Source organism: Pseudomonas sp. KBN10P06128, assembly GCF_037574945.1.
In the GTDB taxonomy this organism is placed as follows: Bacteria; Pseudomonadota; Gammaproteobacteria; order Pseudomonadales; family Pseudomonadaceae; genus Pseudomonas; species Pseudomonas aeruginosa.
The window spans coordinates 1,252,905-1,278,210 of record NZ_JBBELR010000001.1; the positions used below are offsets into that span (position 1 = coordinate 1,252,905).

At 65.8% G+C, this 25,306-nt stretch carries 22 protein-coding genes and 1 tRNA gene; 11 read left to right on the forward strand and 12 right to left on the reverse strand.

From position 1 onward, the window contains the following. Nucleotides 1–83: 83 nt before the first annotated feature. From VQ065_RS05840 to VQ065_RS05865, 6 genes are all read right to left on the reverse strand, one after another. Nucleotides 84–434, reverse strand: coding sequence for a CesT family type III secretion system chaperone (locus VQ065_RS05840; protein ID WP_003092889.1), 351 nt, complete (start codon nt 432–434; stop codon nt 84–86). A 187-nt stretch (nt 435–621) separates the two neighbouring features. Next, nucleotides 622–1,632 (reverse strand): 23S rRNA (adenine(1618)-N(6))-methyltransferase RlmF, encoded by a 1,011-nt coding sequence (gene rlmF, locus VQ065_RS05845; RefSeq protein WP_003092887.1) that lies wholly within the window; start codon nt 1,630–1,632, stop codon nt 622–624. A gap of 91 nt (nt 1,633–1,723) precedes the next feature. Further along, nucleotides 1,724–3,556 (reverse strand): SLC13 family permease, encoded by a 1,833-nt coding sequence (locus tag VQ065_RS05850; RefSeq protein WP_003092885.1) that lies wholly within the window; start codon nt 3,554–3,556, stop codon nt 1,724–1,726. Nucleotides 3,557–3,675: 119 nt separating this feature from the next. Continuing rightward, nucleotides 3,676–4,470, reverse strand: a complete 795-nt coding sequence (locus tag VQ065_RS05855; RefSeq protein ID WP_003092883.1) for an ABC transporter ATP-binding protein — start codon at nt 4,468–4,470, stop codon at nt 3,676–3,678. Nucleotides 4,471–4,472: 2 nt separating this feature from the next. Next, nucleotides 4,473–5,363 (reverse strand): ABC transporter permease, encoded by an 891-nt coding sequence (locus VQ065_RS05860; RefSeq protein WP_003092881.1) that lies wholly within the window; start codon nt 5,361–5,363, stop codon nt 4,473–4,475. 83 nt (nt 5,364–5,446) lie between these two features. After that, entirely contained in the window at nt 5,447–6,424 is a 978-nt protein-coding gene (locus tag VQ065_RS05865; RefSeq protein ID WP_003092876.1) for an ABC transporter substrate-binding protein, read from the reverse strand. A 194-nt stretch (nt 6,425–6,618) separates the two neighbouring features. On the opposite strand from VQ065_RS05865, the gene VQ065_RS05870 reads away from it, so the two are divergent. Next, on the forward strand, nt 6,619–7,032 hold the full coding sequence (locus tag VQ065_RS05870; protein WP_003092874.1) for a putative signal transducing protein: 414 nt from the start codon (nt 6,619–6,621) through the stop codon (nt 7,030–7,032). A gap of 37 nt (nt 7,033–7,069) precedes the next feature. Here VQ065_RS05870 and VQ065_RS05875 read toward each other — a convergent pair whose 3' ends face one another. The 4 genes from VQ065_RS05875 to VQ065_RS05890 form a co-directional block, all read right to left on the reverse strand. After that, nucleotides 7,070–9,922, reverse strand: coding sequence for a valine--tRNA ligase (locus VQ065_RS05875; RefSeq protein WP_003092872.1), 2,853 nt, complete (start codon nt 9,920–9,922; stop codon nt 7,070–7,072). 120 nt (nt 9,923–10,042) lie between these two features. Further along, nucleotides 10,043–10,411 (reverse strand): hypothetical protein, encoded by a 369-nt coding sequence (locus VQ065_RS05880; RefSeq protein WP_003112023.1) that lies wholly within the window; start codon nt 10,409–10,411, stop codon nt 10,043–10,045. An 11-nt stretch (nt 10,412–10,422) separates the two neighbouring features. Next, nucleotides 10,423–10,851 (reverse strand): DNA polymerase III subunit chi, encoded by a 429-nt coding sequence (holC, locus tag VQ065_RS05885; RefSeq protein ID WP_003092868.1) that lies wholly within the window; start codon nt 10,849–10,851, stop codon nt 10,423–10,425. Then, nucleotides 10,848–12,335, reverse strand: a complete 1,488-nt coding sequence (locus VQ065_RS05890; RefSeq protein ID WP_003092867.1) for a leucyl aminopeptidase — start codon at nt 12,333–12,335, stop codon at nt 10,848–10,850. The genes holC and VQ065_RS05890 overlap by 4 nt, the downstream gene beginning before the upstream one ends. Nucleotides 12,336–12,671: 336 nt before the next feature. Between VQ065_RS05890 and VQ065_RS05895 the strand changes: the two genes are divergently transcribed. The 4 genes from VQ065_RS05895 to lptG all read left to right on the forward strand — a co-directional run bounded on the left by VQ065_RS05895 (nt 12,672) and on the right by lptG (nt 16,861). Continuing rightward, nucleotides 12,672–13,484 carry an AraC family transcriptional regulator gene (locus tag VQ065_RS05895; RefSeq protein WP_016253042.1) on the forward strand — a complete coding sequence of 271 codons (813 nt, stop codon included), beginning with the start codon at nt 12,672–12,674 and terminating at the stop codon, nt 13,482–13,484. 83 nt (nt 13,485–13,567) lie between these two features. After that, on the forward strand, nt 13,568–14,491 hold the full coding sequence (locus VQ065_RS05900; RefSeq protein WP_003092865.1) for an alpha/beta hydrolase: 924 nt from the start codon (nt 13,568–13,570) through the stop codon (nt 14,489–14,491). 191 nt (nt 14,492–14,682) lie between these two features. Then, complete coding sequence (gene lptF, locus VQ065_RS05905; RefSeq protein WP_003092864.1) at nt 14,683–15,801, forward strand: LPS export ABC transporter permease LptF; 1,119 nt, start codon at nt 14,683–14,685, stop codon at nt 15,799–15,801. Next, complete coding sequence (gene lptG, locus VQ065_RS05910; protein ID WP_003092863.1) at nt 15,794–16,861, forward strand: LPS export ABC transporter permease LptG; 1,068 nt, start codon at nt 15,794–15,796, stop codon at nt 16,859–16,861. The genes lptF and lptG overlap by 8 nt, the downstream gene beginning before the upstream one ends. Before the next feature lie 131 nt (nt 16,862–16,992). Here lptG and VQ065_RS05915 read toward each other — a convergent pair whose 3' ends face one another. After that, complete coding sequence (locus VQ065_RS05915) at nt 16,993–17,490, reverse strand: RDD family protein (RefSeq protein WP_003092862.1); 498 nt, start codon at nt 17,488–17,490, stop codon at nt 16,993–16,995. A 129-nt stretch (nt 17,491–17,619) separates the two neighbouring features. Here VQ065_RS05915 and VQ065_RS05920 point away from each other — a divergent pair, with 129 nt between their 5' ends. Beyond that, nucleotides 17,620–19,200 carry an EAL domain-containing protein gene (locus VQ065_RS05920; protein WP_003092861.1) on the forward strand — a complete coding sequence of 527 codons (1,581 nt, stop codon included), beginning with the start codon at nt 17,620–17,622 and terminating at the stop codon, nt 19,198–19,200. 325 nt (nt 19,201–19,525) lie between these two features. Here the strand turns inward: VQ065_RS05920 and VQ065_RS05925 are convergent. After that, nucleotides 19,526–19,612 (reverse strand) — tRNA-Leu (locus tag VQ065_RS05925). A gap of 102 nt (nt 19,613–19,714) precedes the next feature. Here VQ065_RS05925 and queA point away from each other — a divergent pair. Genes queA through secF form a run of 5 tightly spaced genes read left to right on the forward strand, consistent with a single transcriptional unit; the run spans nt 19,715 to nt 25,124 of the window. Beyond that, complete coding sequence (gene queA, locus VQ065_RS05930) at nt 19,715–20,758, forward strand: tRNA preQ1(34) S-adenosylmethionine ribosyltransferase-isomerase QueA (RefSeq protein ID WP_003129773.1); 1,044 nt, start codon at nt 19,715–19,717, stop codon at nt 20,756–20,758. A gap of 12 nt (nt 20,759–20,770) precedes the next feature. After that, nucleotides 20,771–21,889: a tRNA guanosine(34) transglycosylase Tgt gene (tgt, locus tag VQ065_RS05935; protein ID WP_003100607.1), complete on the forward strand. Its 1,119-nt coding sequence runs from the start codon at nt 20,771–20,773 to the stop codon at nt 21,887–21,889. Nucleotides 21,890–21,932: 43 nt separating this feature from the next. Further along, nucleotides 21,933–22,271, forward strand: coding sequence for a preprotein translocase subunit YajC (gene yajC, locus VQ065_RS05940; RefSeq protein ID WP_003092856.1), 339 nt, complete (start codon nt 21,933–21,935; stop codon nt 22,269–22,271). 59 nt (nt 22,272–22,330) lie between these two features. Then, nucleotides 22,331–24,193, forward strand: a complete 1,863-nt coding sequence (gene secD, locus VQ065_RS05945; protein ID WP_003092854.1) for a protein translocase subunit SecD — start codon at nt 22,331–22,333, stop codon at nt 24,191–24,193. A 10-nt stretch (nt 24,194–24,203) separates the two neighbouring features. Next, nucleotides 24,204–25,124 (forward strand): protein translocase subunit SecF, encoded by a 921-nt coding sequence (gene secF, locus VQ065_RS05950; RefSeq protein WP_003092852.1) that lies wholly within the window; start codon nt 24,204–24,206, stop codon nt 25,122–25,124. Nucleotides 25,125–25,306 lie beyond the last annotated feature (182 nt).

Consider the following 25,306-nt stretch of genomic DNA (forward strand, 5'->3'; position numbering starts at 1 on the left):
TCGGCATGGTCACTGGAGTTCAGCCCCGGGGTTCTTCGAGGAAAGCAGAACCTGCGGCATCGGCTCCTTTCGCCCGACTGGGCTCAGCGCAGCTCTTCGGCGGCGGCGACCAGTTGTTCGAGTTGATGGTGGATCTGGGCCCTGTCCAGCAACTGCAAGGGCTGGCGGTTCCAGAGCAGCCGTTCGCCGCTTTCGGGGTCGCGGCCCAGGATCGGCTTGCAAGGGTCCTGGCTGAACAGGTTCTGCTCGCTGGCCGTAGCGTCTCCTTGTCCTTCCAGGCGGGTGAACATCAACAGGTGATCGGTCGGATGTTCTGCCAGATGGCAGAGATGCGGGCCCACCTGCAGGCTGAGTACGCTCTCCTCGTCATTGGGCGTCGGGAGATCGAGAGCGAGAAAAAGCTGGTGGATGGTGGCGCGGTAGAGTGGATTCATGGCGTGTTCCGAGTCACTGGAGGCAGCCATTAGAGCAGTGCCAGCCCGGAGAAACTGTTAATCGGGGTTCTCTTTTTTTAGGTTTTGCCGCTGCCGATTCCAGTGGAAAAACGGTGGCCGATCCTGATAGGCGATGGGGTGTCCGTTTTGGGGCTCGGCAGCGGAGCCGGGTGGCGAGGCGTGCTGGCTATTCGCCCAGTGGTTCCAGGAGGGCTGCTGTCCAGCGCTCCTTGCGCCAGGCCCGGCGCTGCTTCTTGTCGAGGTAGGTCCAGGCGACGAAGCGGCTCTGCTTCTGTCCCTGGGCCATGTCCACCACGCGGATATCGCTGGCGCCCAGCGTCTTCAGGCGCTCCTGGAGGTTCGGCAGGTTGCTCGCCTTGGATACCAGGGTGGTGAACCAGAACACCTGCGTGGCAAACGCCCGGCTTTCCTCGGCCATGCCGGCCAGGAAGGCTGCTTCGCCGCCCTCGCAGTACAGCTCGGCGCCCTGGCCGCCGAAGTTCAGTAGCGGCAGGGTACGGGTCGGGTCGAGCTTGCCGAGGTTCTTCCACTTGCGCCGGCTGCCGCGCGTGGCTTCGTCCAGCGAGGCGTGGAAGGGCGGGTTGCAGAGGGTCATGTCGAAGCGCTCATCGACGCCGATCAGGCCCTGGAATATCTGCCTGCGATCAGGCTGCCGGCGCAACTCGATGGCAGCGGCGAAGCGTGGGTTGGCGGCGAGGATCGCAGCGGCCGAGGCCAGCGATTGCGGGTCGATGTCGGCGCCGACGAAGCGCCAGCCGTATTCGTGGTGGCCGAGCAGCGGGTAGATGCAGTTGGCGCCGGTTCCGACGTCCAGCGCACGCAGGCCGGGACCGCGTGGAATCAGGCCATCGTGGCTGGCGCCGAGCAGGTCGGCCAGGTAGTGCAGGTAGTCGGCGCGACCGGGAATGGGCGGGCACAGGTAACCATCGGGTATATCCCACTCGCGTACGTCGTAGAACTGTTGCAGCAGCGCGCGGTTGAAGGCTTTCACCGCCGCCGGATCAGCGAAGTCGATGCTCTGCCTGCCGTACGGATTGAGGATGACGAAGCGCTCCAGTTCCGGGCTGCCGGCGATCAGGCGCGGAAAGTCGTAGCGTCCCAGGTGGCGATTGCGCGGGTGCAGCGGGCTGGCGCTCTTGCGCTCGGCGTCGGGATGCGGGCTGGTCGGGCGGGGCATGTTCTCGGTTTCCGTGACGGCGAGGCGGGCATTATTCACATCCGCCGGAGGCTGGCCAGTGTTTCTGCCGAGCGGCGCGCTCCTGGCCCGGTCACAATGGAAACAGCCACGGAATCACCAGCACGCAGACGAACATCACCAGCAGGGTAAATGGCACGCCGATCCGGACGAAGTCGCCGAAGCGGTATTGGCCAGGGCCCAGCACCAGGGTGTTCACCGGCGAGGAAATCGGCGTCATGAAGGCTGCCGAGGCCGCCACCGCCACCACCATGGCGAAGGGGTAGGGCGAGGCGCCGATCTGGTTGGCGGTGGCGATGGCGATCGGCGCCATCAGCACCGCGGTAGCGGTGTTGGAGATGAACAGGCCGATGGCCGCGGTGAGCAGGAACAGGCTGGCCAGCAGCACGCGCGGGCCGGCGTCGCCGAGGGCGTCGACCAGCAGCGAGACCACCAGGTCGATACCGCCGGTCTTCTGCAGGGCCAGGGCGAAGGGCAGCATGCCGACGATCAGGACCAGGCTTTGCCAATGGATGGCGCGGTAGGCGCCGTCCATGTCGATGCAACGGAACAGGCCCATCAACAGGCAGCCGACCAGCGCCGCGACCACGTTGGGAACCACCCCGCTGACCATCAGCGCCACCATCACGGCCAGGCTGAGCAGGGCGTGCGGCGCCTTGCTCAGGGCCGGCGCCACCTCGTCGATCTCCGCCGGCAGGCTGAGCACCAGGAAATCGCGGTTGCGTCCCTGCAACTGGCGGATCGCCTTCCAGGCGCCGATCACCAGCAGGGTATCGCCCAGGCGCAGCTTCTCTTCCAGCATGCCGTCGGTGAGCGCTTCGTGGTCGCGACGCAGGCCGACCACGTTGAGCCCGTACTGCGAACGGAAGCCCAGCTCCAGGACGCTCTTGCCGAGCAGGGTGGAGTCCGGCGGCAGAGTCACCTCGGCCATGCCGACCTCCCGCGACTGGTCGATGAAGTAGCTGGCGCGGAACGGCAGGCGCACCAGGTTCAGCTCGGCGCAGCGCCGGTCCATGTCCTCCGGAGGGGCGAAGACGTCCAGCAGCAACACGTCGCCCGCCTTCAGCTCGGTGCTGCCGCCGACCTTGACCACCTCGCTGTGGAACTTGCGCACCCGCTCCAGGCCGACCACGTTGGCGCCCAGGCGGGTGCGCAGTTGCAGTTCTTCCAGGGTGCTGCCGATCAACGGCGAGCCGAGCTGGACCTGCAGGCGCCGCTCGCGGCCGGCCAGGCGATAGTCGCGGATCAGGTCGCGCAGGGTCCGCCGTGCCTTCGGCGCGCCGACTTCCGCCGGGCTGGCGGCGTTCAGCCAGTTGCGCGTGAGCAGCATGTAGGCCACGCCGATGGCGAGCACCATCAGGCCTATCGGGGTGAAGGCGAAGAAGCCGAAGCCGGCATGACCCTCGCGCGCCAGCTCGCTGTTGACCACCATGTTCGGCGGTGTGGCGACCAGGGTCATCATGCCGCTGATCAGTCCGGCGAAGGCCAGCGGCATCATCAGCCGGCCCGGAGGGATCTTCAGCTTGGCGGCGATGCTCAGGACCACCGGGATGAAGATCGCCACCACCCCGGTGGAACTCATCACCGAGCCCAGCCCGGCCACCGCCAGCATCAGCAGTACCAGCAGGCGCGCTTCGCTGCTGCCGGCGCGGGCGATCAGCCAGTCGCCGACCTGGTAGGCCACCCCGGTACGCACCAGGCCTTCGCCGATCACGAACAGCGCTGCGATCAGTATCACGCTGGGATCGCTGAAGCCGGCCAGGGCTTCGTTGAGGGTAAGGGTTCCGCTGACGCTGAAGGCCATGATCACCAGTAGGGCGATCACGTCCAGGCGCAGGCGGTTGTGGATGAAGAGGGCGACGGTGGTGGCGAGCAGGCCGACCACCCAGAGCAGTTCGAGGTTCATGCGGGCATCTGAGCGGGAGGATGCCTGCGAGTGTGGCAGACGGACGCGGATCGCGCCTTGATCTGCTGCAGGTCGACGGTGCCTCCCCCGCTTCGCAGCGGAGAGGCACCGCGGCCCTGTCAGCCGAGGAGGAGGGCGTCGTCGGCGAGCTTCTCGCCGCGCACCTTCTCGAACATTGCCAGCAGGTCCGGTACGTCGAGGCCCTTGCGTTGCTCGCCGGAGACGTCCAGCACCACCTGGCCCTGGTGCAGCATCACCGTGCGCTCGCCCACGTCCAGCGCCTGGCGCATGCTGTGGGTGACCATCATGGTGGTGAGTTTCTTCTCGGCGACGATCCGTGCGGTGAGATGCAGGACGAAGTCGGCGGTGCGCGGGTCGAGCGCCGCGGTGTGTTCGTCGAGCAACAGGATGCGCGACGGCTGCAGCGCCGCCATCAGCAGACTGACGGCCTGGCGCTGGCCGCCGGAGAGCAGGCCGATGCGGTCGCCGAGGCGGTTCTCCAGGCCGAGGCCGAGGGTCGCCAGGCTTTCCCGGAAACCGTCGCGCATCGATGCCTGCACCGCCCTGCCGAGACCGCGACCGGCACCGCGACGCTGCGCCAGGGCCATGTTCTCCTCGATGGTGAGGTCCTCGCAGGTACCCGCCATGGGGTCCTGGAACACCCGCGCGACGCGGTTGGCGCGGGCCCAGACCGGCTTGCGGGTGACGTCTTCGTCGTCGATCAGGATCTGCCCGCTGTCGATCGGCAGGTCGCCGGATACCGCGTTGAGGAAGGTCGACTTGCCGGCGCCGTTGGAGCCGATCACGGTGACGAACTGGCCGGCCGGGATGTCCAGCGACAGGCCGCGCAGGGCGCGGGTCTCGATGGGGGTGCCGGGGTTGAAGGTGATCTTCAGGTTCTTCGCGCTGAGCATGGTCAGGCTCCCTTCTTGCCGAGCAGGCGTTTCTTCATCATCGGAATCACCAGGGCGACGGTGACCAGCACCGCGGTGACCAGGTTCAGGTCCTGGGCCTGCAAGCCGATGAAATCGCTGTTCAGCGCCAGGGCGATGAAGAAGCGGTAGACGATGGCGCCGAGGATCACCGCGAGGGTCGCCAGGATCAGCCGGCGCGAGGGCAGGATGCTCTCGCCGACGATCACCGCGGCCAGGCCGATGACGATGGTGCCGATACCCATGGAGATATCGGCGCCGCCCTGGGTCTGCGCGAACAGCGCGCCGGCCAACGCCACCAGCGCGTTGGAGATGGCCATGCCGAGCAGGATCATGCCGCCGGTGTTGACCCCCTGGGCACGGGCCATCCGCGGGTTGGAGCCGGTGGCGCGGATCGCCAGGCCTTTCTGGGTGGTGAAGAACCAGTCCAGCAGCAGCTTCGCGGCGATCACGATGAACACCAGCAGCAGCGGGCGGAACACGTAGTCGCTGAGCCATTCCGGCTGCAGCAGGGTGAACAATGTCGGCTCGGCGATCAGCGGTACGTTGGGCTTGCCCATGATGCGCAGGTTGATCGAGTAGAGCGCGATCATCATCAGGATGCTGGCGAGCAGGTCCATGATCTTCAGCTTGACGTTGAGCAGGCCGGTGGCCAGCCCGGCCAGTGCGCCGGCTGCGGTGGCCGCCAGGGTCGCGCTGTACGGGTCCCAGCCGAGGGCGATGAGGGTCGCGCAGACCGCGCCGCCGAGCGGGAAGCTGCCGTCCACCGTGAGGTCGGGGAAGCGCAGCAGGCGGAAGGAGATGAATACGCCGAGTGCCACGAGGCTGAAGATTAGGCCGATCTCCAGGGCACCGAACAGGGAAAACAGAGACATGACTTCGTAACCGAGTGCGTGAAGGCAGGATTATCGTGCCGTCCGGCCACGGGCGGGACGCCCGCGGCCGGCGGCCGCTTTTTTTACTTGATGACTTCCGCGGCCGACTTGAGCAGTTCGTCGGACAGGGTCACGCCTTGCTTCTGCGCGGCCCCGGGATTGACGAACAGCTGCAGGTTGTCGCTGGTCTCCGGCTTGATCTCGCCCGGCTTCTCGCCCTTGAGGATGCGCACCACCATGCGGCCGGTCTGCTTGCCCATCTCCTTGTAGTTGATGCCGAGGGCGGCGATGGCGCCGCGCTTGACGCTGTCGGTGTCGGAGGCGATCAGCGGGATCTTCGCGTCGTTGCCGACTTTGACCAGCGCCTCGTAGGCGGACACCACGTTGTTGTCGGTGTTGGTGTAGATCGCGTCGACCTTGCCGACCAGGCTGCGCGCCGCCGAGCTGACGTCCACCGAACGCGGTGCCGAGGCTTCGACCAGGCTCAGGCCCATCTTCGGCAGCAGTTCCTTCAGCTCCTTGACCACCACCACGGAGTTGGCTTCGCCCGGGTTGTAGACCATGCCGATGCGCTTGGCGCCCGGCACCACTTTCTTGATCAGCTCGATCTGCTTGTCCAGCGCGAGCATGTCGGAAACCCCGGTGACGTTGGTGCCGGAGGCTTCCCAGCTCGGCGTCAGGTGCGCGCCGACCGGGTCGGTGACGGTGCTGAAGACGATCGGGATGCTCTTGGTCGCGGCCACCAGCGCCTGGGCCGACGGAGTGGCGATGCCGACGATCACGTCGGGCTTGTCGCCGATGAACTTGCGGGCGATCTGCGCGGCGGTGCCGGTGTTGCCCTGGGCGCTCTGGTACTGCCACTTGAGGTTCTTGCCGTCTTCGTAGCCGGCCTCCTGGAGGGCCTCCTTGACCCCGTCGCGAGCGGCGTCCAGCGCCGGGTGCTCGACGATGGCGGTCACGGCCACCGACTTCTGCTCTTCGGCGTTGGCGCCGAAGGACAGGGCCATGCCAAGGGCCAGGGCACTGAGGGGCAACCATTTATTCTTATAGGCCTGCATCATGCGGCGATCTCCTGATTGTATTGGCGCGCTGTAGCGAATTGTTCTGATTGGGCGGTGCGGGTACAGCGTGGCCGAAACATCGCATTTTTCGCGCAAGTCGTCAGCAGGTTTGATGTTTTTTCTTGTGGTGGGATTACCGCTGGGGGTGATCCGGGTAAGGTGTCGGCGTCGGGCCGTGACCGAAAGGAGGCGACATGCTCACGACCATCGGCCGTTTTTCCCATCCCCTGGAGGCGCAGATCGCTCGCGCCCGCCTGGAGGCCGCTGGAATTCCGGCGTTCGTCGCCGACGAGCACACCATCAACATGCAGTGGCTGTACTCCAACGCACTGGGCGGCGTGCGCCTGCAAGTGCCCATGGTCTGTCGCGAAGACGCGGTGGCGCTGCTGGCCACCGATGAAAGCGAGGCGCTGCGGGCCGAGCAGGGCAGCAGCGAGTTCCAGTGCTTGCGTTGTGGCAGCGACCAGGTGGCCTGGAAGGTGGACGGCCGCCGCCTGGCCTTCCTTGGGATCCTGCTGCTCAACGTACCGCTGTGGCCGATCCGGCGTCGGTTGGTGTGCGAGGTCTGCGGTTTCCGCAGCGAAGTACCGATGCCTCTAAGCGAGTGAAAGCAAAACGCCCGCCTCTGGGAGGCGGGCGCTGGAGTTAGAGCGCGGCGATCTTTTGCCGTTGCTCGGCCAGCTTGGCCAGGGCCTGTTCGGCCTCGGCGAGCTTGGCGCGTTCCTTCTCGATCACGTCGGCCGGGGCCTTGGCGACGAAGCCTTCGTTGGACAGCTTGCCGCCGACGCGCTTGACCTCGCCTTCCAGGCGCTGGATCTCCTTGTCCAGGCGCCCCAGTTCGGCGCTCTTGTCGATCAGGCCGGCCATCGGCACCAATACTTCCATGTCGCCGACCAGGGCGGTGGCGGACATCGGCGCTTCCTCGCCGGCTTCCAGCACGCGGATGCTTTCCAGCTTGGCCAGTTTCATCAGCAGCGGCTCGTTGTCGGCCAGGCGGCGGTGGTCGCTGGGCGAGGCGTTCCTGAGGATGATGTCGATGCGCTTGGCCATGGAGATGTTCATCTCGCCGCGGATCTGCCGCACGCCGAGCATCAGCGCCTTGACCCATTCGATGTCGCCTTCGGCGGCGGCGTCGATCCTGCCTTCGTCGGCCACCGGCCAGGGTTGCAGCATCAGGGTCGGACCTTCCTTGCCGGCCTGGCCCTTGATGCGCTGCCAGATTTCCTCGGTGATGAACGGCATGAACGGGTGCGCCAGGCGCAGGGCCGTCTCCAGCACGCGGATCAGGGTGCGACGAGTGCCGCGCTGGCGCTCGATGGGGGCGTTCTCGTCCCACAGCACCGGCTTGACCAGCTCCAGGTACCAGGCGCAGTACTCGTCCCAGATGAACTCATAGAGGGCCTGGGCGGCCAGGTCGAAGCGGAAGGCGTCGAGCTGGCGGGTGACTTCCTGCTCGGTGCGCTGCAACTGGGAGATGATCCAGCGGTCGACGGAGGACAGCTCGACCGGCTCGCCGTTGACCCCGGTGTCCTGGCCATCGGTGTTCTCGATGACGAAGTTGGCGGCGTTCCAGATCTTGTTGCAGAAGTTGCGGAAGCCTTCGACGCGGCCCATGTCGAACTTGATGTCGCGGCCGGTGGAGGCCAGCGAGCAGAAGGTGAAGCGCAGGGCGTCGGTGCCGTAGCTGGCGATGCCTTCGGGGAATTCGGCGCGGGTCTGCTTGGCGATCTTCTCCGCCAGCTTCGGCTGCATCATGCCGCTGGTGCGCTTTTGCAGCAGGGTATCGAGGTCGATGCCGTCGACGATGTCCAGCGGGTCGAGCACGTTGCCCTTGGACTTGGACATCTTCTGGCCCTGGCCGTCGCGCACCAGGCCGTGGACATAGACGGTCTTGAACGGGATCTGCGGGGTGCCGTCGGGGTTCTTCACCAGGTGCATGGTGAGCATGATCATCCGCGCGACCCAGAAGAAGATGATGTCGAAGCCGGTGACCAGCACGTCGGTGGGGTGGAAGGTCTTGAGGAACTCGGTCTGCTGCGGCCAGCCGAGGGTGGAGAAGGTCCACAGGCCGGAGCTGAACCAGGTGTCGAGAACGTCTTCGTCCTGGCGCAACTCGACCTCGTTGCCGAGCTTGTGCTTGGTGCGCACCTCGACCTCGTCGCGGCCGACGTAGACGTTGCCGGCCTCGTCGTACCAGGCCGGGATGCGGTGGCCCCACCAGAGCTGGCGGCTGATGCACCAGTCCTGGATGTCGCGCATCCAGGAGAAGTACATGTTCTCGTACTGCTTGGGCACGAACTGGATACGGCCGTCTTCCACGGCGGCGATGGCGTCTTCGGCCAGCGGCTTGGTGCTGACGTACCACTGGTCGGTCAGCCAGGGCTCGATGACGGTGCCGGAGCGGTCGCCCTTCGGTACTTTCAGTGCGTGGTCGTCGACCTTCTCGAGCAGGCCCATGGCCTCGAACTCGGCGACGATGGCCTTGCGCGCGGCGAAGCGGTCCATGCCGGCGTAGCTCTGCGGCAGGCTGGGGTCGAGGTTCGGGTTGACGCTGCCGTCGAGGTGGAACACCTGGGCCTGGGCCAGCACCGCGGCGTTCTTGTCGAAGATGTTGATCAGCGGCAGGTCGTGGCGCTTGCCCACTTCGTAGTCGTTGAAGTCGTGGGCCGGGGTGATCTTCACGCAGCCGGTGCCGAATTCGCGGTCGACGTACTCGTCGGCGATGATCGGGATGTGCCGGCCGACGATCGGCAGTTCGGCGAACTGGCCGATCAGCTTGGCGTAGCGCTCGTCTTCCGGGTGCACCGCGACCGCGGCGTCGCCCAGCAGGGTTTCCGGACGGGTGGTGGCGACCACCAGGTAATCCAGGCCTTCGCTGGTCTTCGCGCCGTTCACCAGCGGGTAGCGCAGGTGCCAGAGGTGGCCCTTCTCGTCGTGGTTTTCCACTTCCAGGTCGGAAATCGCGGTGTGCAGCTTGGTGTCCCAGTTCACCAGGCGTTTGCCGCGGTAGATCAGGCCGTCTTCATGCAGGCGCACGAAGGCTTCCTTGACCGCTTCGGAGAGGCCGTCGTCCATGGTGAAGCGCTCGCGCGACCAGTCCACCGAGGAGCCCAGGCGACGAATCTGCCGGGTGATGTTGCCGCCGGACTGTTCCTTCCATTCCCAGACCTTCTCCAGGAACTTCTCCCGGCCGAGGTCGTGGCGGCTCACGCCCTGGGCGCCGAGCTGGCGCTCCACCACCATCTGGGTGGCGATGCCGGCGTGATCGGTGCCCGGCTGCCACAGGGTGTTGCGGCCCTGCATGCGGCGGTAGCGGATCAGCGCGTCCATTATCGCGTTGTTGAAGCCATGGCCCATGTGCAGGCTGCCGGTCACGTTCGGCGGCGGGATCATGATGGTGTAGGGCTGGCCTTCGCCGCTCGGAGCGAAGTAGTCGTTGGACTCCCAGGTCTCGTACCAGGAAGTCTCGATGGCGTGCGGCTGGTAAGTCTTGTCCATGCGAAAGGGGACCAAAGCTGAATATGGCTGGGGAAAATGCGAAGAAAGTTCGGGAGTATAGCGGGGATGGCGGCCCGGGGGTAAGGCCGCGGGCCGCGGCGGGCGCCCGCCGCGTCCGGATCAGCCGTTGCGTTGGCCGAGCAGGCGACCCAGGCGGGCTTGCAGGCGGCGGCGCAGTTCGGCTTCGATCTGCGGGGCGAAGTCGTCGATGACTTCCTGCAGGATGAGTTCGGCGGACGCTCGCAACTCGTCGTCCAGGCGCTCCTGTTCGGCGGGCGCCAGCCCTGCCGTGGTGGCTGCCGCGGCCTGCGGCTCTGGCGCGCGGGGGGCGGTACCGGGGGAGACGACGTCGGAGAGCAGGGGAATGTTGTCCGGCTCGAAGGATTCGGTCAGCAAGGGCGGCTCGTTCCGTTCGTAGAGCAGGTCGTGGATCGACTCCAGATCATCGAGCAACTGCTCCGGGGGTTGTGTCGGTTTGTGGCTGTCCATGGTCGTGCACTTCAGATACGCGGCAGGCGATGATCCTGTAGAGGATAGCCCTGCTCCCGGTAGAAGCGGAATTTATCCCGTGCCGCCTGGCGGATCGCCGGCTCCTCGACCACCAGTTCGGCCACCCGCGAAAAGTTCGCGACGAAGCCGGGGGCTTCGAGGGTCAGGTTGATCAGCAGGTCGCGATGGTTCCCCGGGGTCTCTCCCAGACCCAGGGCGACGGGCGCCTCGGCGTCTTCCTCGGCCAGGCTGTGAGGAATGAAAGCCTCGCCGCGGAAGCTCCACAGGCGGCCGTCCAACTCGCTGCGCTGCGCCTCGTCGGCGCAATGCAGGTAGACCCGCATGCCCTGCCGCCAGGCCTTCTCGGCCAGGCGGCAGGCGACCTGCAGGCGCGCCGACGGATCGGCGCTGGGGATCACGTAGAAATCGACCCGGGTCACTTGGCCCGTTCCAGCAGGTACTGGGTCAACAACGGAACCGGGCGGCCGGTGGCGCCTTTGTCCTTGCCGCCGCTGATCCAGGCGGTGCCGGCGATGTCCAGGTGCGCCCAGTGGTATTTCTTGGCGAAGCGCGAGAGGAAGCAGCCGGCGGTGATGGTGCCGGCCTTCGGCCCGCCGATGTTGGCGATGTCGGCGAACGGGCTGTCCAGCTGTTCCTGGTATTCGTCGAACAGCGGCAATTGCCAGGCGCGGTCGTCGGCGAACTCGCCGGCCTTGAGCAGTTGCCTGACCAGCGCTTCGTTGTTGCCCATAAGGCCCGAGGTGTTGCTGCCCAGGGCGACGATGCAGGCGCCGGTGAGGGTGGCGATGTCGATCACCGACTGAGGCTTGAAGCGCTCGGCGTAGGTCAGTGCATCGCACAGCACCAGGCGCCCTTCGGCGTCGGTGTTGAGGATCTCGACGGTCTGCCCGCTCATGGTGGTGACGATGTCGCCCGGACGGGTGGCTCCGCCGCTGGGCATGTTCTCGGCGCAGGCCAGCAGGCCGACCAGGTTGATCGGCAACTGCAGTTCGAGCACCGCGCGGAAGGTGCCGAAGACGCTGGCGGCGCCGCACATGTCGAACTTCATCTCGTCCATGCCCAGGCCCGGCTTGAGGCTGATGCCGCCGGTGTCGAAGGTGATGCCCTTGCCGACCAGCACGTGCGGGGCCTGGTCCTTCTTCGCGCCGTTGTATTGCAGGACGATCAGCCGCGGCGGCTGGTCGCTGCCCTGGGCGACGGCGAGGAACGAGCCCATGCCCAGCTCGCGCAGTTTCTTCTCGTCGAGGACCTCGACCTTCAGGCCCTTGAACTCCTTGGCCAGGCCCTTGGCCTGCTCGCCGAGGAACGTCGGATGGCAGACGTTCGGCGGCAGGTTGCCGAGATCACGGGTCAGGGCCATGCCATTGGCGATGGCCTGGGCTTCCTTGCTGCCTTGCTCGACGGCGGCGCTGTCGGCCTTGTCGGCGAGCAGGGTCAGCTTCTTCAGTTTCAGCGGCTCGGCTTTCTGGCTCTTGTAGCGATCGAACACGTACAGGCCATCGGCCAGGGTTTCCACCAGCAGACGCGCCTTCGCGTGGGCATCGCGGCCTTTCACCGCGAGATCGCCGAGGGCCAGCGCGGCATCGGCGCCGGCCAGGCCCTTGAGGGTCGACAGCACGGCGGAGGCCAGCTTGCGGTACTGGCGGTCGCCCAGTTCGCGCTCCTTGCCGGCGCCGACCAGCAGCACGCGCTCGGCCTTGAGATTGGGCAGGCTCTGCAGGAGCAGGGTCTGGCCGACCTTGCCGGCCAGGTCGCCACGCTTGAGCACTGCGCTGATGGCGCCGCCGGTGGCGTCGTCGACCGCCTTGGCGCTGGCGCCGAGCTTGCGGCCTTCGCCTACGGCGAGCACCAGGGTGGCGGTTTTCAGGGTTTCCGGGCGTACGCTTTTAACAAGGAATTCCATGGAAGAGGTCCCCAATACAGACAGTCGGGATGGCGCAAGGGGCGGCATCCGTTAGCGGTAAGCGATTGTTCCGAGCACGATTCGTCCCGAGGACTGACGGTCGCCGCCGGGGCGGTGACGCAGGCAGCGACAGCTTAGTCGTTGCGGCGGGGGTCGTTCCATGCCGAGGATGGCAACCGAGGTTCTACAGCGCCGGAGCCGGGTTGGCGGTGCCTCCCGGCCGTTGCCGCACATGGTCGCACAACTGCGGCGTGTCTGGCACGACTGTGTACGCATGGGAACCCGCGGCCATGCCGCGTCCCTATAATGAACGTTTCGTTCCGCAGGAGTCGCACCGTGCCCGCCAGCAAACCAGTCGCGGATCCCGCTCGGAGTACCGACCCACGCGATTACCAGCGAGTCGGCCGGCCGCTCGGGGTCATGGCCAAGACCTTCCCGGCGGGTTTCGTGGTCGCCGAGCACCGGCACGAGCGGGCGCAGTTGATCCATGCCCTGTCGGGCGTGATCGAACTGCATGTCGGTCGCACGCTATGGCTGGTCCCGCCGCAGCGCGCGGTATGGATGCCGGCGGGGATGGCGCACGCGATGCTGGCGCGCGGCGAGGTCCGCTTGCACACCGTCTATGTCCGGCCGCAGTCCTGCCCGCCAGAATTCCCCCGGGTGCCGCGCGGAGTGATGGTCAGCCCATTGTTGCGCGAGTTGATCGTGCGCGCCGCCGGCCTGCCGTTGTTGTACGACGAGCGCGGCCGGGAGGGGCGGTTGATGGCGGTGCTGCTGGACGAACTGGAGTGGTCGCGGGAACAGCCCCTGGCCTTGCCCGACCCCGCGGACCGACGCCTGGGAAGAATCTGCCAGGCGCTGCTGGAGGACCCCGCCGACCCTCGCGGGCTGGAGGAGTGGGCGCGCTGCGTGGGGGCGTCCTCGCGTACCCTGGCACGGCTGTTTCTCTCCGAACTGGGAGTGACCTTCGTCCATTGGCGCCACCAGGTGCGCCTGGCCGCCGCCCTGCCACGCCTGGCGGCTGGCGAAGCGGTGGCGCGGATCGCCGTGGATCTCGGCTACCAGACGCCCAGCGCATTCAGTGCCATGTTCCGACGCCTGACCGGGAGCACGCCGAGCCGCTACTTCGCCTTGTCCGATTCGGCGTAGCCTTCGTCCGTTGGCGGGCGGCGCCGACGCGGCAGGATTCCTATGCTGGGCCCGTTTCCAGACGACTGCCCCGGGAGGCAAGCATGCAACGACTGAACGTGGAATTCCGCTCCGAGGGTGTCGCCCTGCGCGGCTGGCTGTATTTGCCGGAGGCGCGTGCCGAGCGGCCGGCGATCGTCATGACGCACGGTTTTTCCGGGGTGAAGGAGCAGTACCTGGACCGTTACGCCGAGGTATTCGCCGCCGCCGGCTTCGTCGTGCTCCTCTACGATCATCCGAACTTCGGCGACAGCGACGGCGAACCGCGTCAGGAAATCGATCCGGTGATGCAGCGCCGCGGCTATCGCGACGCGATCACCTGGTTGGGCGCCCAGGCCCGGGTCGACGCCAGCCGCATCGGCATCTGGGGAACCAGCTACAGCGGCGGACATGTGCTGGAAGTGGCCGCACTGGATCGGCGGGTGAAATGCGTGGTGGCGCAGGTGCCGACCGTCAGCGGCCATGCCTCGGCGTTGCGCCGGACCCGCGCCGAGCAGTTGCCGGCATTGCTGGCAAGCTTCGACGCGGACCGCCAGCGGCGCTTCGAGGGCTTGCCGCCGGCGCTGTTGCCGGCGGTCGCCGCGGGCCCCGACGAGCCTTGCGCGATGGCCGGCGCGGACGCCCACCGGTTCTTCACCGACAGCGCGGCGCTGGCGCCGAGCTGGTGCAACCGGGTGACCCTGCGTAGCGCCGAGCTGGCGCGAGAGAACGAGCCGGGCATTCACATTGGGCGGATCAGCCCCACGCCGCTGCTGATGATCGTCGCCGACCGGGACCTGCTTACGCCCACGGACCTTTGCCTGGAGGCCTACCAGCGGGCATTGCCACCCAAGCGGCTGCTGATGCTCGCTGGCGGCCATTTCACACCGTACATCGAGCATTTCGACGCCACCAGCCAGGCCGCAGCAGACTGGTTCGTCCGTCATCTCGGAGAGGGCGGCGAGCAGTCAGCGACGGTCGTCGAATAAATCGGCAAGCGCTGAACGAGCGTTCGCCTCGACGGTCTATCGGGCTCTTGGTTCGGCCTGCGCAGTGACAGGCCCGCCGAATCGCAGGATAATGCCGGCTATTTTCTCCGCGCCATGCCGCCATGGCCGGAAACGCGTGATGACGGGGCCGACGGGCCCCGTCAGAGCCTGGCAACCCAGGAGTGTCCGGATTGATCGTTTTCCGTTATTTGTCCCGTGAAGTGCTGGTCACCATGAGCGCCGTCAGCGCCGTGCTGCTGGTGATCATCATGAGTGGCCGTTTCATCAAGTACCTGGCGCAAGCGGCGCAGGGGTTGCTCGACCCCGGTTCGCTGTTCCTGATCATGGCGTTCCGGATTCCCGGCTTCCTGCAGCTGATCCTGCCGCTTGGCCTGTTCCTCGGCATCCTCCTGGCCTACGGGCGGCTCTACCTGGAAAGCGAGATGACCGTGCTCTCGGCGACCGGCATGAGCCAGAAGCGCCTGCTCGGCTACACCATGGCGCCGGCGCTGCTGGTGGCGATCCTGGTGGCCTGGCTGAGCCTGTTCCTGGCGCCCCAGGGCATCAACCAGTTCGCCCTGCTGTTGAACAAGCAGGATACCCTGACCGAGTTCGACACCCTGGTCCCGGGCCGTTTCCAGGCAATGCGCGACGGTACCCGGGTGACCTATACCGAGGAACTGTCGAAGGATCGCGGCGAACTGGCCGGCATCTTCATTTCGCAGAAGGACCTCAACAGCAGCAACCAGGAACGCGGCATCTCCATCCTGGTGGCGGAGAAGGGCACCCAGAACATCCAGGCGGATGGCAGTCGTTACCTGATCCTGCACAACGGCTACCGCTACGACGGCAATCCCGGGCAGGCCAACTACCGGGCGATCCAGTACGACACCTATGGCGTGATGCTGCCCAAGCCCGAGGCCAGCAGCGAGGTGAGCGAGCGTGACGCGGTGCCCACCGCCGACCTGTTCGGCAGCGACAACCCACGCTACCAGGCCGAATTGCAGTGGCGCCTGTCGACACCGCTGCTGGTGTTCGTGGTGACCCTGCTGGCGGTGCCGCTGTCGCGGGTCAACCCACGCCAGGGGCGCTTCCTCAAGCTGCTGCCGGCGATCCTCCTTTATATGGGCTACCTGGCCCTGCTGATCGCTGTCCGTGGCCAGCTGGACAAAGGCAAGATCCCCATGGCCATCGGCCTGTGGTGGGTCCACGGACTATTCCTGGCGATCGGTCTTCTTCTGTTCTATTGGGAACCCTTGCGCCTGAAGCTGGCGTCCTCCCGTGCCGGTCGCGAGGTGGCGCATGGTTAAGCTCGATCGTTACATCGGTGTCACCGTCTTCGTCGCGATCCTCGCGGTGCTCGGGGTGATCCTCGGCCTGGCGCTGCTGTTCGCCTTCATCGACGAACTCAACGACATCAGCGCCAGCTACGGCATCGGCGATGCCCTGCGCTTCATCTTCCTCACCGCGCCACGGCGCGCCTACGACATGCTGCCGATGGCGGCGCTGATCGGCTGCCTGGTCGGCCTCGGCACCCTGGCCAGCAACAGCGAACTGACCATCATGCGCGCGGCCGGGGTATCCCTGTCGCGGATCGTCTGGGCGGTGATGAAACCGATGCTGGTGCTGATGCTGGCCGGCATCCTGGTTGGCGAGTACGTCGCGCCCTGGACCGAGAACATCGCCCAGAGCGGCCGCGCCCTGGCCCAGGGCGGCGGCGATTCGCAAAGTTCCAAGCGCGGTCTGTGGCATCGCCAGGGGCGCGAGTACATCCACATCAACGCGGTGCAGCCCAATGGCGTGCTGTACGGCGTGACCCGCTACCGCTTCGACGAGCAGCGTGGCCTGGAATCGGCCAGTTTCGCCAAGCGCGCGCGCTTCGAGACCGATCACTGGCAACTGGAAGAGGTCACCACCACCTTGCTGCATCCGAGGGAAAAGCGTTCCGAGGTGGTCAAGCTACCGACCGAACGCTGGGATGCCCAGCTCAGCCCGCAACTGCTGAACACTGTGGTGATGGAGCCCGAGGCGCTGTCTATCAGCGGTCTCTGGCAGTACATCCACTATCTCGCCGACCAGGGCCTGAACAACAACCGCTACTGGCTGGCGTTCTGGACCAAGGTCCTGCAACCGCTGGTGACCGCCGCGCTGGTGCTGATGGCGATTTCCTTCATCTTCGGTCCGTTGCGCTCGGTGACCCTGGGCCAGCGGATCTTCACCGGCGTGCTGGTGGGCTTCGTCTTCCGCATCGCCCAGGACCTGCTCGGTCCCTCCAGCCTGGTGTTCGACTTCCCGCCGCTGCTGGCGGTGGTGATCCCCGCCTCGATCTGCGCACTGGCGGGTGTCTGGCTGCTACGCCGGGCGGGCTGACAGGCCCGGCAGGCCGGGTATGAAAAAAGGCCACCCACGGGTGGCCTTTGTGCTTCCTTGTCGCGTCGGGCTGGAGCCTGGCCGCCGGCGCGACAAAGGCCAAAACAGCGCGTTCTGCGGACCTGTTTCGCTCACTTCTTGTGAGTGTTCTTCGGCAGCCTGACCACCTGGCTCTCCGAATAGCGGTCGTGCCAGGTACGCTTGTCCTTGTCCCAGAGCATCCAGAGGAAGCCGAGGCCGAGGCACAGCCAGGAGGCGATGGCGATCATGAAGCGCAGCAGCGCCTGGAGCAGGCTGATGGCGCTGCCGTCGCGGTTCTGCACGCGCAGTCCCCAGACCTGCATGCCCAGGGTCTGGCCGTTGTGGGTCCAGAATTTGGCGAAGAAGCCGAACAGGGCGAACACCAGCAGGGTCGAGAGCAGCGGGTCGCCGATCAGCGCGCCGCGGTCGGCCAGTTCGCGCAGATGCTCGCTGCCGTAGATCAGTCGAAGGATGCCTTGCTGGTAGACCAGGGTGACCACCATCATCAGCGCCACGCAGAGCAGGAAGTCATAGAACATCGCCGCCAGGCGGCGGACCAGACCGGCAGGGGCATAGTCGCCCTGGGGAGAAAGCATGTGTTTCGGCATCGGCGTGTTCCGTGCGGGGCAAAGCCGGGGATTATACGTCCATCCGCAGCTTGCGCCGCCCATCCGGGCAACGCTTTTCCCCGGCTGTTCTAGTCTTTGCGCAGACCCCAATCATTACGAGTCTTTTCTATGCCGATTCCGGTGAAGCGAGCCAGGAGAAAGGCGCTCCGGCTGTCGTTGTCCGTGCTGGTCGGGGTGATGCCGATCGTCCTGGGGCTGCTCATCCTCTACTGGCAGGCCGAGCGAAGCCTCCAGGAGACGTCCGAGCAGGCAGCCGGGAATGCGGTGCGGCAGTTCGAACGGATGCTCGACAACGCTGCGCTGGCGGCGCGCAAGGTCATGCCGGTGGCGGGGCGCCCCTGTCCCGAGGCCGAACTGGCGCTGCGCGAGCAAGTGGCGATCATGCCGTTCGTACGCTCGGTCAATTTGACGCGCGACAATACGATCTATTGCACGTCGTTGTTCGGCGGCTTCGACGAGCCGGTGCGGATCGAGAACTATGTCGACGGACGCCTCTTGCTGATGCCCGGTAACCAGGTCACGCCGGACGCCGCGCTGCTGGTCCTGCGGGACTCCGACGGCAAGCGCGGGGTATTGGCGGCGATCGACGGGCGCTACTTGAGCTACGTGCTGGACCTCGTCGACCGACGTAGCCGACAGGTGCTGGTGGTCGGTCCCAATTGGCTGGATGCCGAGGGCCGCACCCACCGCGACGCGCCGCCCACCTATGAGGTCGCCGCCGTATCGCTCGCTTCGCAGCGTTATCCGTTGCGGGTGCTGTCGGGCTTCCCCGAGGGCGAGGAATGGCGATCGATCCGCTCGCAGAACCCGGCGATGTTCGGCCTGCTACTGTTCTTCGGACTGCTGGCCGGCACTCTGTGCTACTGGCTATCCAGGCGGGTCGCCTCGCCCAGCAGCGAACTGCGCCGGGCCCTGGAGGCCAACGAGTTCATTCCCTACTACCAGCCGCTGAGTCCCGGCCAGGGCGGACGCTGGATAGGCGTCGAGGTGCTCATGCGCTGGCGTCATCCGCGCGAGGGACTGATCCGGCCCGACCTGTTCATACCTTTCGCCGAGCGCTCGGGATTGATCGTACCGATGACGCGCGCGCTGATGCGCCAGGTCGCGGAAGACCTGGGCGGGCATGCCGGGAAGCTGGAGCCAGGCTTCCACATCGGTTTCAACATCAGTGCCACCCATTGCCACGAACTGGCCTTGGTGGACGACTGTCGCGAGCTGTTGGCGGCGTTTCCGCCCGGGCACATCACCCTGGTCCTGGAACTGACCGAGCGCGAGCTGATCGAGTCGAGCGAAGTCACCGACCGCCTGTTCGACGAATTGCATGCCCTGGGAGTGAAGATCGCCATCGACGATTTCGGCACTGGACATTCCAGCCTGGCCTACCTGCGCAAGTTCCAGGTGGACTGCCTGAAGATCGACCAGAGCTTCGTCGCCCGCATCGGCATCGATACTCTTTCCGGGCATATTCTCGACAGCATCGTCGAGCTGTCCGCCAAGCTCGACCTGGATATCGTCGCCGAAGGCGTGGAGACTCCCGAGCAGCGTGACTACCTGGCCGCCCGCGGGGTGGATTACCTGCAGGGCTACCTGATCGGCCGGCCGATGCCGCTGGAGAGTCTGCTTTCCAGTCTGACTGTGCAGGAAGGGCAGGGGGCTTCCGTCGTCGCACTGCCGGCGGACCGAGGCTAGCGGCTGAAAGTCCCGCGCCAGGGGCGAGCTGCCAGCTTATTCGTCACGGATGAGCAAAAGACCCGCAGACCGAACAGGTACAAACCGCCCCTGGCGCGACAAGAAGCCCGCATCCGCGGGGCTTCTTTTTGGCGTCGGCTGTGGTAGATTTTTTTTGCCGAGCTGGGAAGACAGCAGCTCGGGTAAAAGGCAGCGTCTCGACTCCAGCGCTGCCTTTTTTTATTTGCAGGCCGGATCAGCCAGATCGCGGACAACAAAAAACCGGCGCGAAGGCCGGTTTCTCTGCTGTCCTGTGCTCCCCCTGGAAACGCTTGGGAAGTCAGGATGGTGCCTCGGGAGAGACTCGAACTCTCACTCTGTCGCCAGAAACGGATTTTGAATCCGCCGCGTCTACCGATTCCGCCACCGAGGCAATGGCGGCGCAGTATAGGGAGGCGCCTACCGTTGGTCAATCGGGTTCGTGGCGGGGAAAACACATTTCCGGTAAGCTACGCGGCCTTTCGAGAGTCTCCCCATGCGTGTCGCCGATTTTCATTTCGACTTGCCCGAGGCCCTGATCGCCCGTCATCCCCTGCCTGAACGCCGCGCAAGCCGCCTGTTGGCGCTGGATGGCCCGACGGGAACCCTCGCCCACAGACAATTCGCCGATCTCCTGGACTACCTGCGTCCGGGCGACCTGATGGTGTTCAACAATACCCGGGTGATCCCGGCGCGCCTGTTCGGCCAGAAGGAGTCCGGTGGCAAGCTGGAAGTCCTGGTCGAGCGCGTGCTCGACCAGGACCGGGTGCTTGCCCACATACGCGCCAGCAAGGCGCCCAAGCCCGGTATGCGGATCCTCGTCGAAGGCGGTGGCAGCGCGGAGATGCTGCAACGCCACGACGCCCTGTTCGAACTCGCTTTCGCCGAGCCTGTGCTGCCTTTGCTGGAGCGGGTCGGGCACATGCCGTTGCCTCCCTATATCGACCGACCGGACGATGCGGCCGACCGCGAGCGCTACCAGACCGTCTACGCCCAGCGCGCCGGTGCGGTGGCGGCCCCGACCGCCGGCCTGCACTTCGACGAGGCGCTGCTCGAGGCGATCCGCGCGAAGGGGGTGGATACCGCCTTCGTTACCCTGCATGTCGGCGCCGGTACCTTCCAGCCGGTGCGTGTCGAGCGCATCGAGGACCATGTGATGCACCGCGAATGGCTGGAGGTCGGCCAGGACGTGGTGGACGCGGTTTCCGCCTGCCGGGCTCGCGGGGGCCGGGTAGTCGCCGTCGGCACCACCAGCGTGCGCTCGCTGGAAAGCGCGGCACGCGACGGTGAGCTGAAGCCCTTCAGCGGCGACACCGACATCTTCATCTACCCGGGCCGGCCGTTCCATGTGGTCGATGCCCTGGTCACCAACTTCCACCTGCCCGAATCCACCCTGCTGATGCTGGTCTCGGCCTTCGCCGGCTACCCGGAGACCATGGCCGCCTACGCCGCGGCGGTGGCGCAGGGCTATCGCTTCTTCAGTTACGGTGATGCCATGTTCATCACCCGCAATCCCGCGCCCCGCGGACCCGAGGACTGATCCATGAGCTTCATGAACTTCGAGCTGCTGGCGACCGACGGCAAGGCCCGTCGCGGCCGCCTGACCTTCCCCCGCGGCGTGGTCGAGACCCCGGCCTTCATGCCGGTGGGCACCTACGGCACGGTGAAGGGCATGTTGCCGCGCGACATCGAGGACATCGGCGCGCAGATCATCCTCGGCAACACCTTCCATCTCTGGTTGCGCCCGGGCACCGAGGTGATCCAGCGCCACGGCGACCTGCACGACTTCATGCAGTGGAAAGGCCCGATCCTCACCGATTCCGGCGGTTTCCAGGTGTTCAGTCTGGGAGCCATGCGCAAGATCAAGGAGGAGGGCGTGACCTTCGCCTCGCCGGTGGACGGCGCCAAGGTCTTCATGGGGCCGGAGGAGTCCATGGCGGTGCAACGCGCCCTGGGCTCGGACATCGTGATGATCTTCGACGAGTGCACGCCGTACCCGGCCGACCATGACGTCGCCAAGCGCTCCATGGAGCTGTCGCTGCGCTGGGCCAAGCGCTCGAAGATCGCCCATGGCGATAGCCCGTCGGCGCTGTTCGGCATCGTCCAGGGCGGTATGCACGAGGACCTGCGCCTGCGCTCGCTGGATGGCCTGCAGGAGATCGGCTTCGACGGCCTGGCCATCGGCGGCCTGTCGGTGGGCGAGCCGAAGGAAGAGATGATCCGCGTGCTCGATTTCCTGCCGCCGCAGATGCCGGCCGACAAGCCGCGCTACCTGATGGGCGTGGGCAAGCCGGAAGACCTGGTGGAAGGCGTGCGCCGCGGCGTGGACATGTTCGACTGCGTGATGCCGACGCGCAATGCGCGCAACGGCCACCTGTTCGTCGACAGCGGGGTGATCAAGATCCGCAACTCGGTACACAAGCACGACGACTCCACGCTCGACCCGACCTGCGACTGTTACACCTGCAAACATTTTTCCCGCGCCTATCTGCACCACTTGGACAAGTGCGGGGAAATGCTCGGTAGCATGCTCAATACCATCCACAACTTGCGGCATTATCAGCGGGTTATGGCTGGTTTGCGCGAGGCAATCCAACAGGGTACATTGGCCGCCTTTGTCGATGCCTTCTATGCCAAGCGCGGCCTTCCCACGCCGCCGCTGGATGCCTGACTTTCCTTTATCCAACTCTATTGCTTTGTGACAGGAGTGCTACATGAGCTTTCTAATTCCCGCTGCCTACGCCGACGCAGCCGCTCCGGCAGCCGCTGGCCCGGCCGGCACCGGTTTCGAGTGGGTCTTCCTGGTCGGTTTCCTGGTCATCTTCTACCTGATGATCTGGCGTCCCCAGGCCAAGCGCGCCAAGGAACACAAGAACCTGCTGGGCAACCTGCAGAAAGGTGACGAAGTCGTCACTTCCGGCGGTATCGCCGGCAAGGTGACCAAGGTCGCCGACGATTTCGTCGTGGTCGAGGTTTCCGACAACGTCGAGCTGAAGTTCCAGAAGGCCGCGATTGCCGCGACCCTGCCGAAAGGCACCCTGAAAGCGATCTGATTTTCACCTAAACACATGACGGGGCGCGCAAGGCGCCCCGCGTCATAACGGGCGGTGTCATGCTCAACAAGTATCCTCTGTGGAAATATCTGCTGATCCTGGCGGTCCTCGCCGTCGGGTTCATCTATTCCGCACCCAACCTCTACCCGGACGACCCGGCGGTGCAGATCAGCGGCGCCAGCACGGCGCTGCAGGTCACCCAGGCCGATGTCGACCGCGCTGCCAAGGCGCTGACCGACGCCGGTATCGCGGTGAAGGCCGACAGCCTGTCGAAGAAGGGCGGCCTGATCCGCCTGGTCAAGCAGGACGACCAGCTTCCCGCCAAGGAAGTGGTGCGCCGGACCCTGGGCGACGACTACGTGGTGGCGCTGAACCTGGCCCAGACCACTCCCGAGTGGCTGCGCAAGCTGGGCGGCAGCCCGATGAAGCTCGGCCTGGACCTGTCCGGCGGCGTGCACTTCCTGCTGGAAGTGGACATGGACAAGGCGGTCGATGCCCGCCTGAAGGTCTATGAAAGCGAAGTGAAGAGCCTGCTGCGCAAGGAGCGCGTGCGCTACCGCAGCCTGCCGATCCAGGATCGCGCGATCCAGCTCGGCTTCACCGACAGCGAATCCCTGGACAAGGCGCGCAGCCTGATCGCCAAGGACTTCCGCGATTTCGAGGTCGTGCCCGAAGAGCGCAACGGCCTGCAGGTCCTGCGTGTCGCCCTGACCCAGGCCAAACTGGCGGAAATCCGCGAGTACTCCATCAAGCAGAACCTCACCACCGTCCGCAACCGGGTCAACGAGCTGGGCGTATCCGAGCCGCTGGTGCAGCGCCAGGGCGCCAATCGCATCGTGGTCGAGCTGCCGGGCGTGCAGGACACCGCGGAAGCCAAGCGGATCCTCGGCAAGACCGCCAACCTCGAATTCCGCCTGGCCGCCGAGCCGGACGCCCTGAAGTCCGCCACCGAGACCTTCGAGTTCCGCGAGCCGCGCCGTCCGCCGGTGCCGCTGGAGCGCGGGGTGATCATCACCGGCGACCAGGTCACCGACGCCAGCGCCAGTTTCGACGAGAACGGCCGCCCGCAGGTGAACATCCGCCTGGATGGCCATGGCGGCGAGCTGATGAACCGCGCCACCCGCAACAACGTCGGCCGCAGCATGGCGGTGGTGTTCATCGAGCAGAAGCCGGTGACCCGCTACACCAAGCAGATGGTCGATGGCGTCGAGAAGGAGGTCGCGGTTCCGGCGTTCAAGGAAGAGAAGCAGATCATCAGTCTGGCGACCATCCAGTCGCCGCTGGGCAACCAGTTCCGCATCACCGGCCTCGATGGCCCGGGCGAGTCTTCCGAACTGGCCCTGCTGCTGCGTGCCGGCGGCCTGGCTGCACCGATGTACTTCGCCGAAGAACGCACCATCGGCCCGAGCCTGGGGGCGGACAACATCGCCAAGGGTGTCGATGCGTCGCTCTGGGGCATGCTCTTCGTATCGCTGTTCATCATCGTCATCTACCGTTTCTTCGGCGTGATCGCCACCGTTGCGCTGGCCTTCAACATGGTCATGCTGGTAGCGCTGATGTCGATCCTCGGCGCGACCCTGACCCTGCCGGGCATCGCCGGTATCGTGCTGACCATGGGCATGGCGGTGGACGCCAACGTGCTGATCTTCTCGCGGATACGCGAGGAGCTGGCCAATGGCATGTCGGTCCAGCGGGCGATCCACGAAGGCTTCAACCGTGCCTTCACCGCGATCCTCGACGCCAACCTGACCTCGCTGCTGGTCGGCGGCATCCTCTACGCCATGGGCACCGGCCCGGTGAAAGGATTTGCCGTGACCATGTCGCTCGGCATCATCACCTCGATGTTCACGGCCATCATGGTCACCCGCGCAATGGTCAACCTGATCTTCGGCGGGCGTGACTTCAAGAAGCTGTGGATCTAAGGGGACTGAGATGAATATCAAGATCGGTACCATCAACTTCATGGGCATCCGCAACATCGCGTTTGCCGTCACCCTGATCCTGACCGTCATCGCCCTGGGCAGCTGGTTCACCAAGGGCATCAACTTCGGCCTCGACTTCACCGGCGGTACGCTGATCGAGCTGACCTACGAACAACCGGCCGATCTCGGCAAGGTGCGTGGTCAACTGGTCGGCGCCGGCTACGAGGACGCCGTGGTGCAGAGCTTCGGCGACGCCCGCGACGTGCTGGTGCGGATGCCCAGCGAGGACCCGGAACTGGGCAAGAAGGTCGCTACCGCCTTGCAGCAGGCCGATACCGGCAACCCGGCGAACCTGAAGCGGGTCGAGTACGTCGGCCCGCAGGTGGGTGAAGAACTGCGCGACCAGGGCGGCCTCGGCATGCTCCTGGCGCTGGGCGGCATCCTGCTGTACGTCGGCTTCCGCTTCCAGTGGAAGTTCGCCCTCGGGGCGATCCTCTCGCTGGTGCACGATGCGATCATCGTGATGGGCGTGCTGTCGTTCTTCCAGGTGACCTTCGACCTGACCGTCCTCGCCGCTGTGCTGGCGGTGGTCGGTTACTCGCTGAACGACACCATCGTGATCTTCGACCGGGTGCGCGAGAACTTCCGCGTGCTGCGCAAGGCCAGTCTGATCGAGAACCTGAACATCTCCACCAGCCAGACCCTGTTGCGCACCATCGCCACCTCGGTCTCCACGCTGCTGGCCATCGCCGCGCTGCTGTTCTTCGGCGGCGACAACCTGTTCGGTTTCTCCATCGCCCTGTTCGTCGGTGTAATGGCGGGTACCTACTCGTCGATCTACATCGCCAACGTGGTCTTGATCTGGCTGAACCTGACCAGCGAGGACCTGATCCCGCCGCAGGCCAAGGACACCGTCGACGATCGCCCCTGAGGCGCTCTGGTTCGGCACTCCGGCGCCTGCCGGTCACTCGAGGACTCCCGCTTTTGGCGGGAGTTTTCGTATCTGCGCCAACGAAACGTTTGTCGGGAGCCTGGAACTTGGTGGTTTTTGCCCAGTCCTAGGCAAGGCAAAGGGCGAACATAGCCCGCATTGGATGAAAGCCAGGAGGTACA

What these genes read in the sequence shown, in the direction of transcription:
- VQ065_RS05890 (WP_003092867.1), bottom strand. Translation starts at nt 12,335, where the DNA reads ATGGAATTCCTTGTTAAAAGCGTACGCCCGGAAACCCTGAAAACCGCC.
- VQ065_RS05870 (WP_003092874.1), top strand. Translation starts at nt 6,619, where the DNA reads ATGCTCACGACCATCGGCCGTTTTTCCCATCCCCTGGAGGCGCAGATC.
- rlmF (WP_003092887.1), bottom strand. Translation starts at nt 1,632, where the DNA reads ATGCCCCGCCCGACCAGCCCGCATCCCGACGCCGAGCGCAAGAGCGCC.
- secD (WP_003092854.1), top strand. Translation starts at nt 22,331, where the DNA reads ATGCTCAACAAGTATCCTCTGTGGAAATATCTGCTGATCCTGGCGGTC.
- VQ065_RS05900 (WP_003092865.1), top strand. Translation starts at nt 13,568, where the DNA reads ATGCAACGACTGAACGTGGAATTCCGCTCCGAGGGTGTCGCCCTGCGC.
- lptG (WP_003092863.1), top strand. Translation starts at nt 15,794, where the DNA reads ATGGTTAAGCTCGATCGTTACATCGGTGTCACCGTCTTCGTCGCGATC.
- VQ065_RS05860 (WP_003092881.1), bottom strand. Translation starts at nt 5,363, where the DNA reads ATGTCTCTGTTTTCCCTGTTCGGTGCCCTGGAGATCGGCCTAATCTTC.
- queA (WP_003129773.1), top strand. Translation starts at nt 19,715, where the DNA reads ATGCGTGTCGCCGATTTTCATTTCGACTTGCCCGAGGCCCTGATCGCC.
- VQ065_RS05840 (WP_003092889.1), bottom strand. Translation starts at nt 434, where the DNA reads ATGAATCCACTCTACCGCGCCACCATCCACCAGCTTTTTCTCGCTCTC.
- secF (WP_003092852.1), top strand. Translation starts at nt 24,204, where the DNA reads ATGAATATCAAGATCGGTACCATCAACTTCATGGGCATCCGCAACATC.
- VQ065_RS05865 (WP_003092876.1), bottom strand. Translation starts at nt 6,424, where the DNA reads ATGATGCAGGCCTATAAGAATAAATGGTTGCCCCTCAGTGCCCTGGCC.
- VQ065_RS05920 (WP_003092861.1), top strand. Translation starts at nt 17,620, where the DNA reads ATGCCGATTCCGGTGAAGCGAGCCAGGAGAAAGGCGCTCCGGCTGTCG.
- VQ065_RS05850 (WP_003092885.1), bottom strand. Translation starts at nt 3,556, where the DNA reads ATGAACCTCGAACTGCTCTGGGTGGTCGGCCTGCTCGCCACCACCGTC.
- tgt (WP_003100607.1), top strand. Translation starts at nt 20,771, where the DNA reads ATGAACTTCGAGCTGCTGGCGACCGACGGCAAGGCCCGTCGCGGCCGC.
- VQ065_RS05875 (WP_003092872.1), bottom strand. Translation starts at nt 9,922, where the DNA reads ATGGACAAGACTTACCAGCCGCACGCCATCGAGACTTCCTGGTACGAG.
- VQ065_RS05915 (WP_003092862.1), bottom strand. Translation starts at nt 17,490, where the DNA reads ATGCCGAAACACATGCTTTCTCCCCAGGGCGACTATGCCCCTGCCGGT.
- VQ065_RS05880 (WP_003112023.1), bottom strand. Translation starts at nt 10,411, where the DNA reads ATGGACAGCCACAAACCGACACAACCCCCGGAGCAGTTGCTCGATGAT.
- VQ065_RS05855 (WP_003092883.1), bottom strand. Translation starts at nt 4,470, where the DNA reads ATGCTCAGCGCGAAGAACCTGAAGATCACCTTCAACCCCGGCACCCCC.
- yajC (WP_003092856.1), top strand. Translation starts at nt 21,933, where the DNA reads ATGAGCTTTCTAATTCCCGCTGCCTACGCCGACGCAGCCGCTCCGGCA.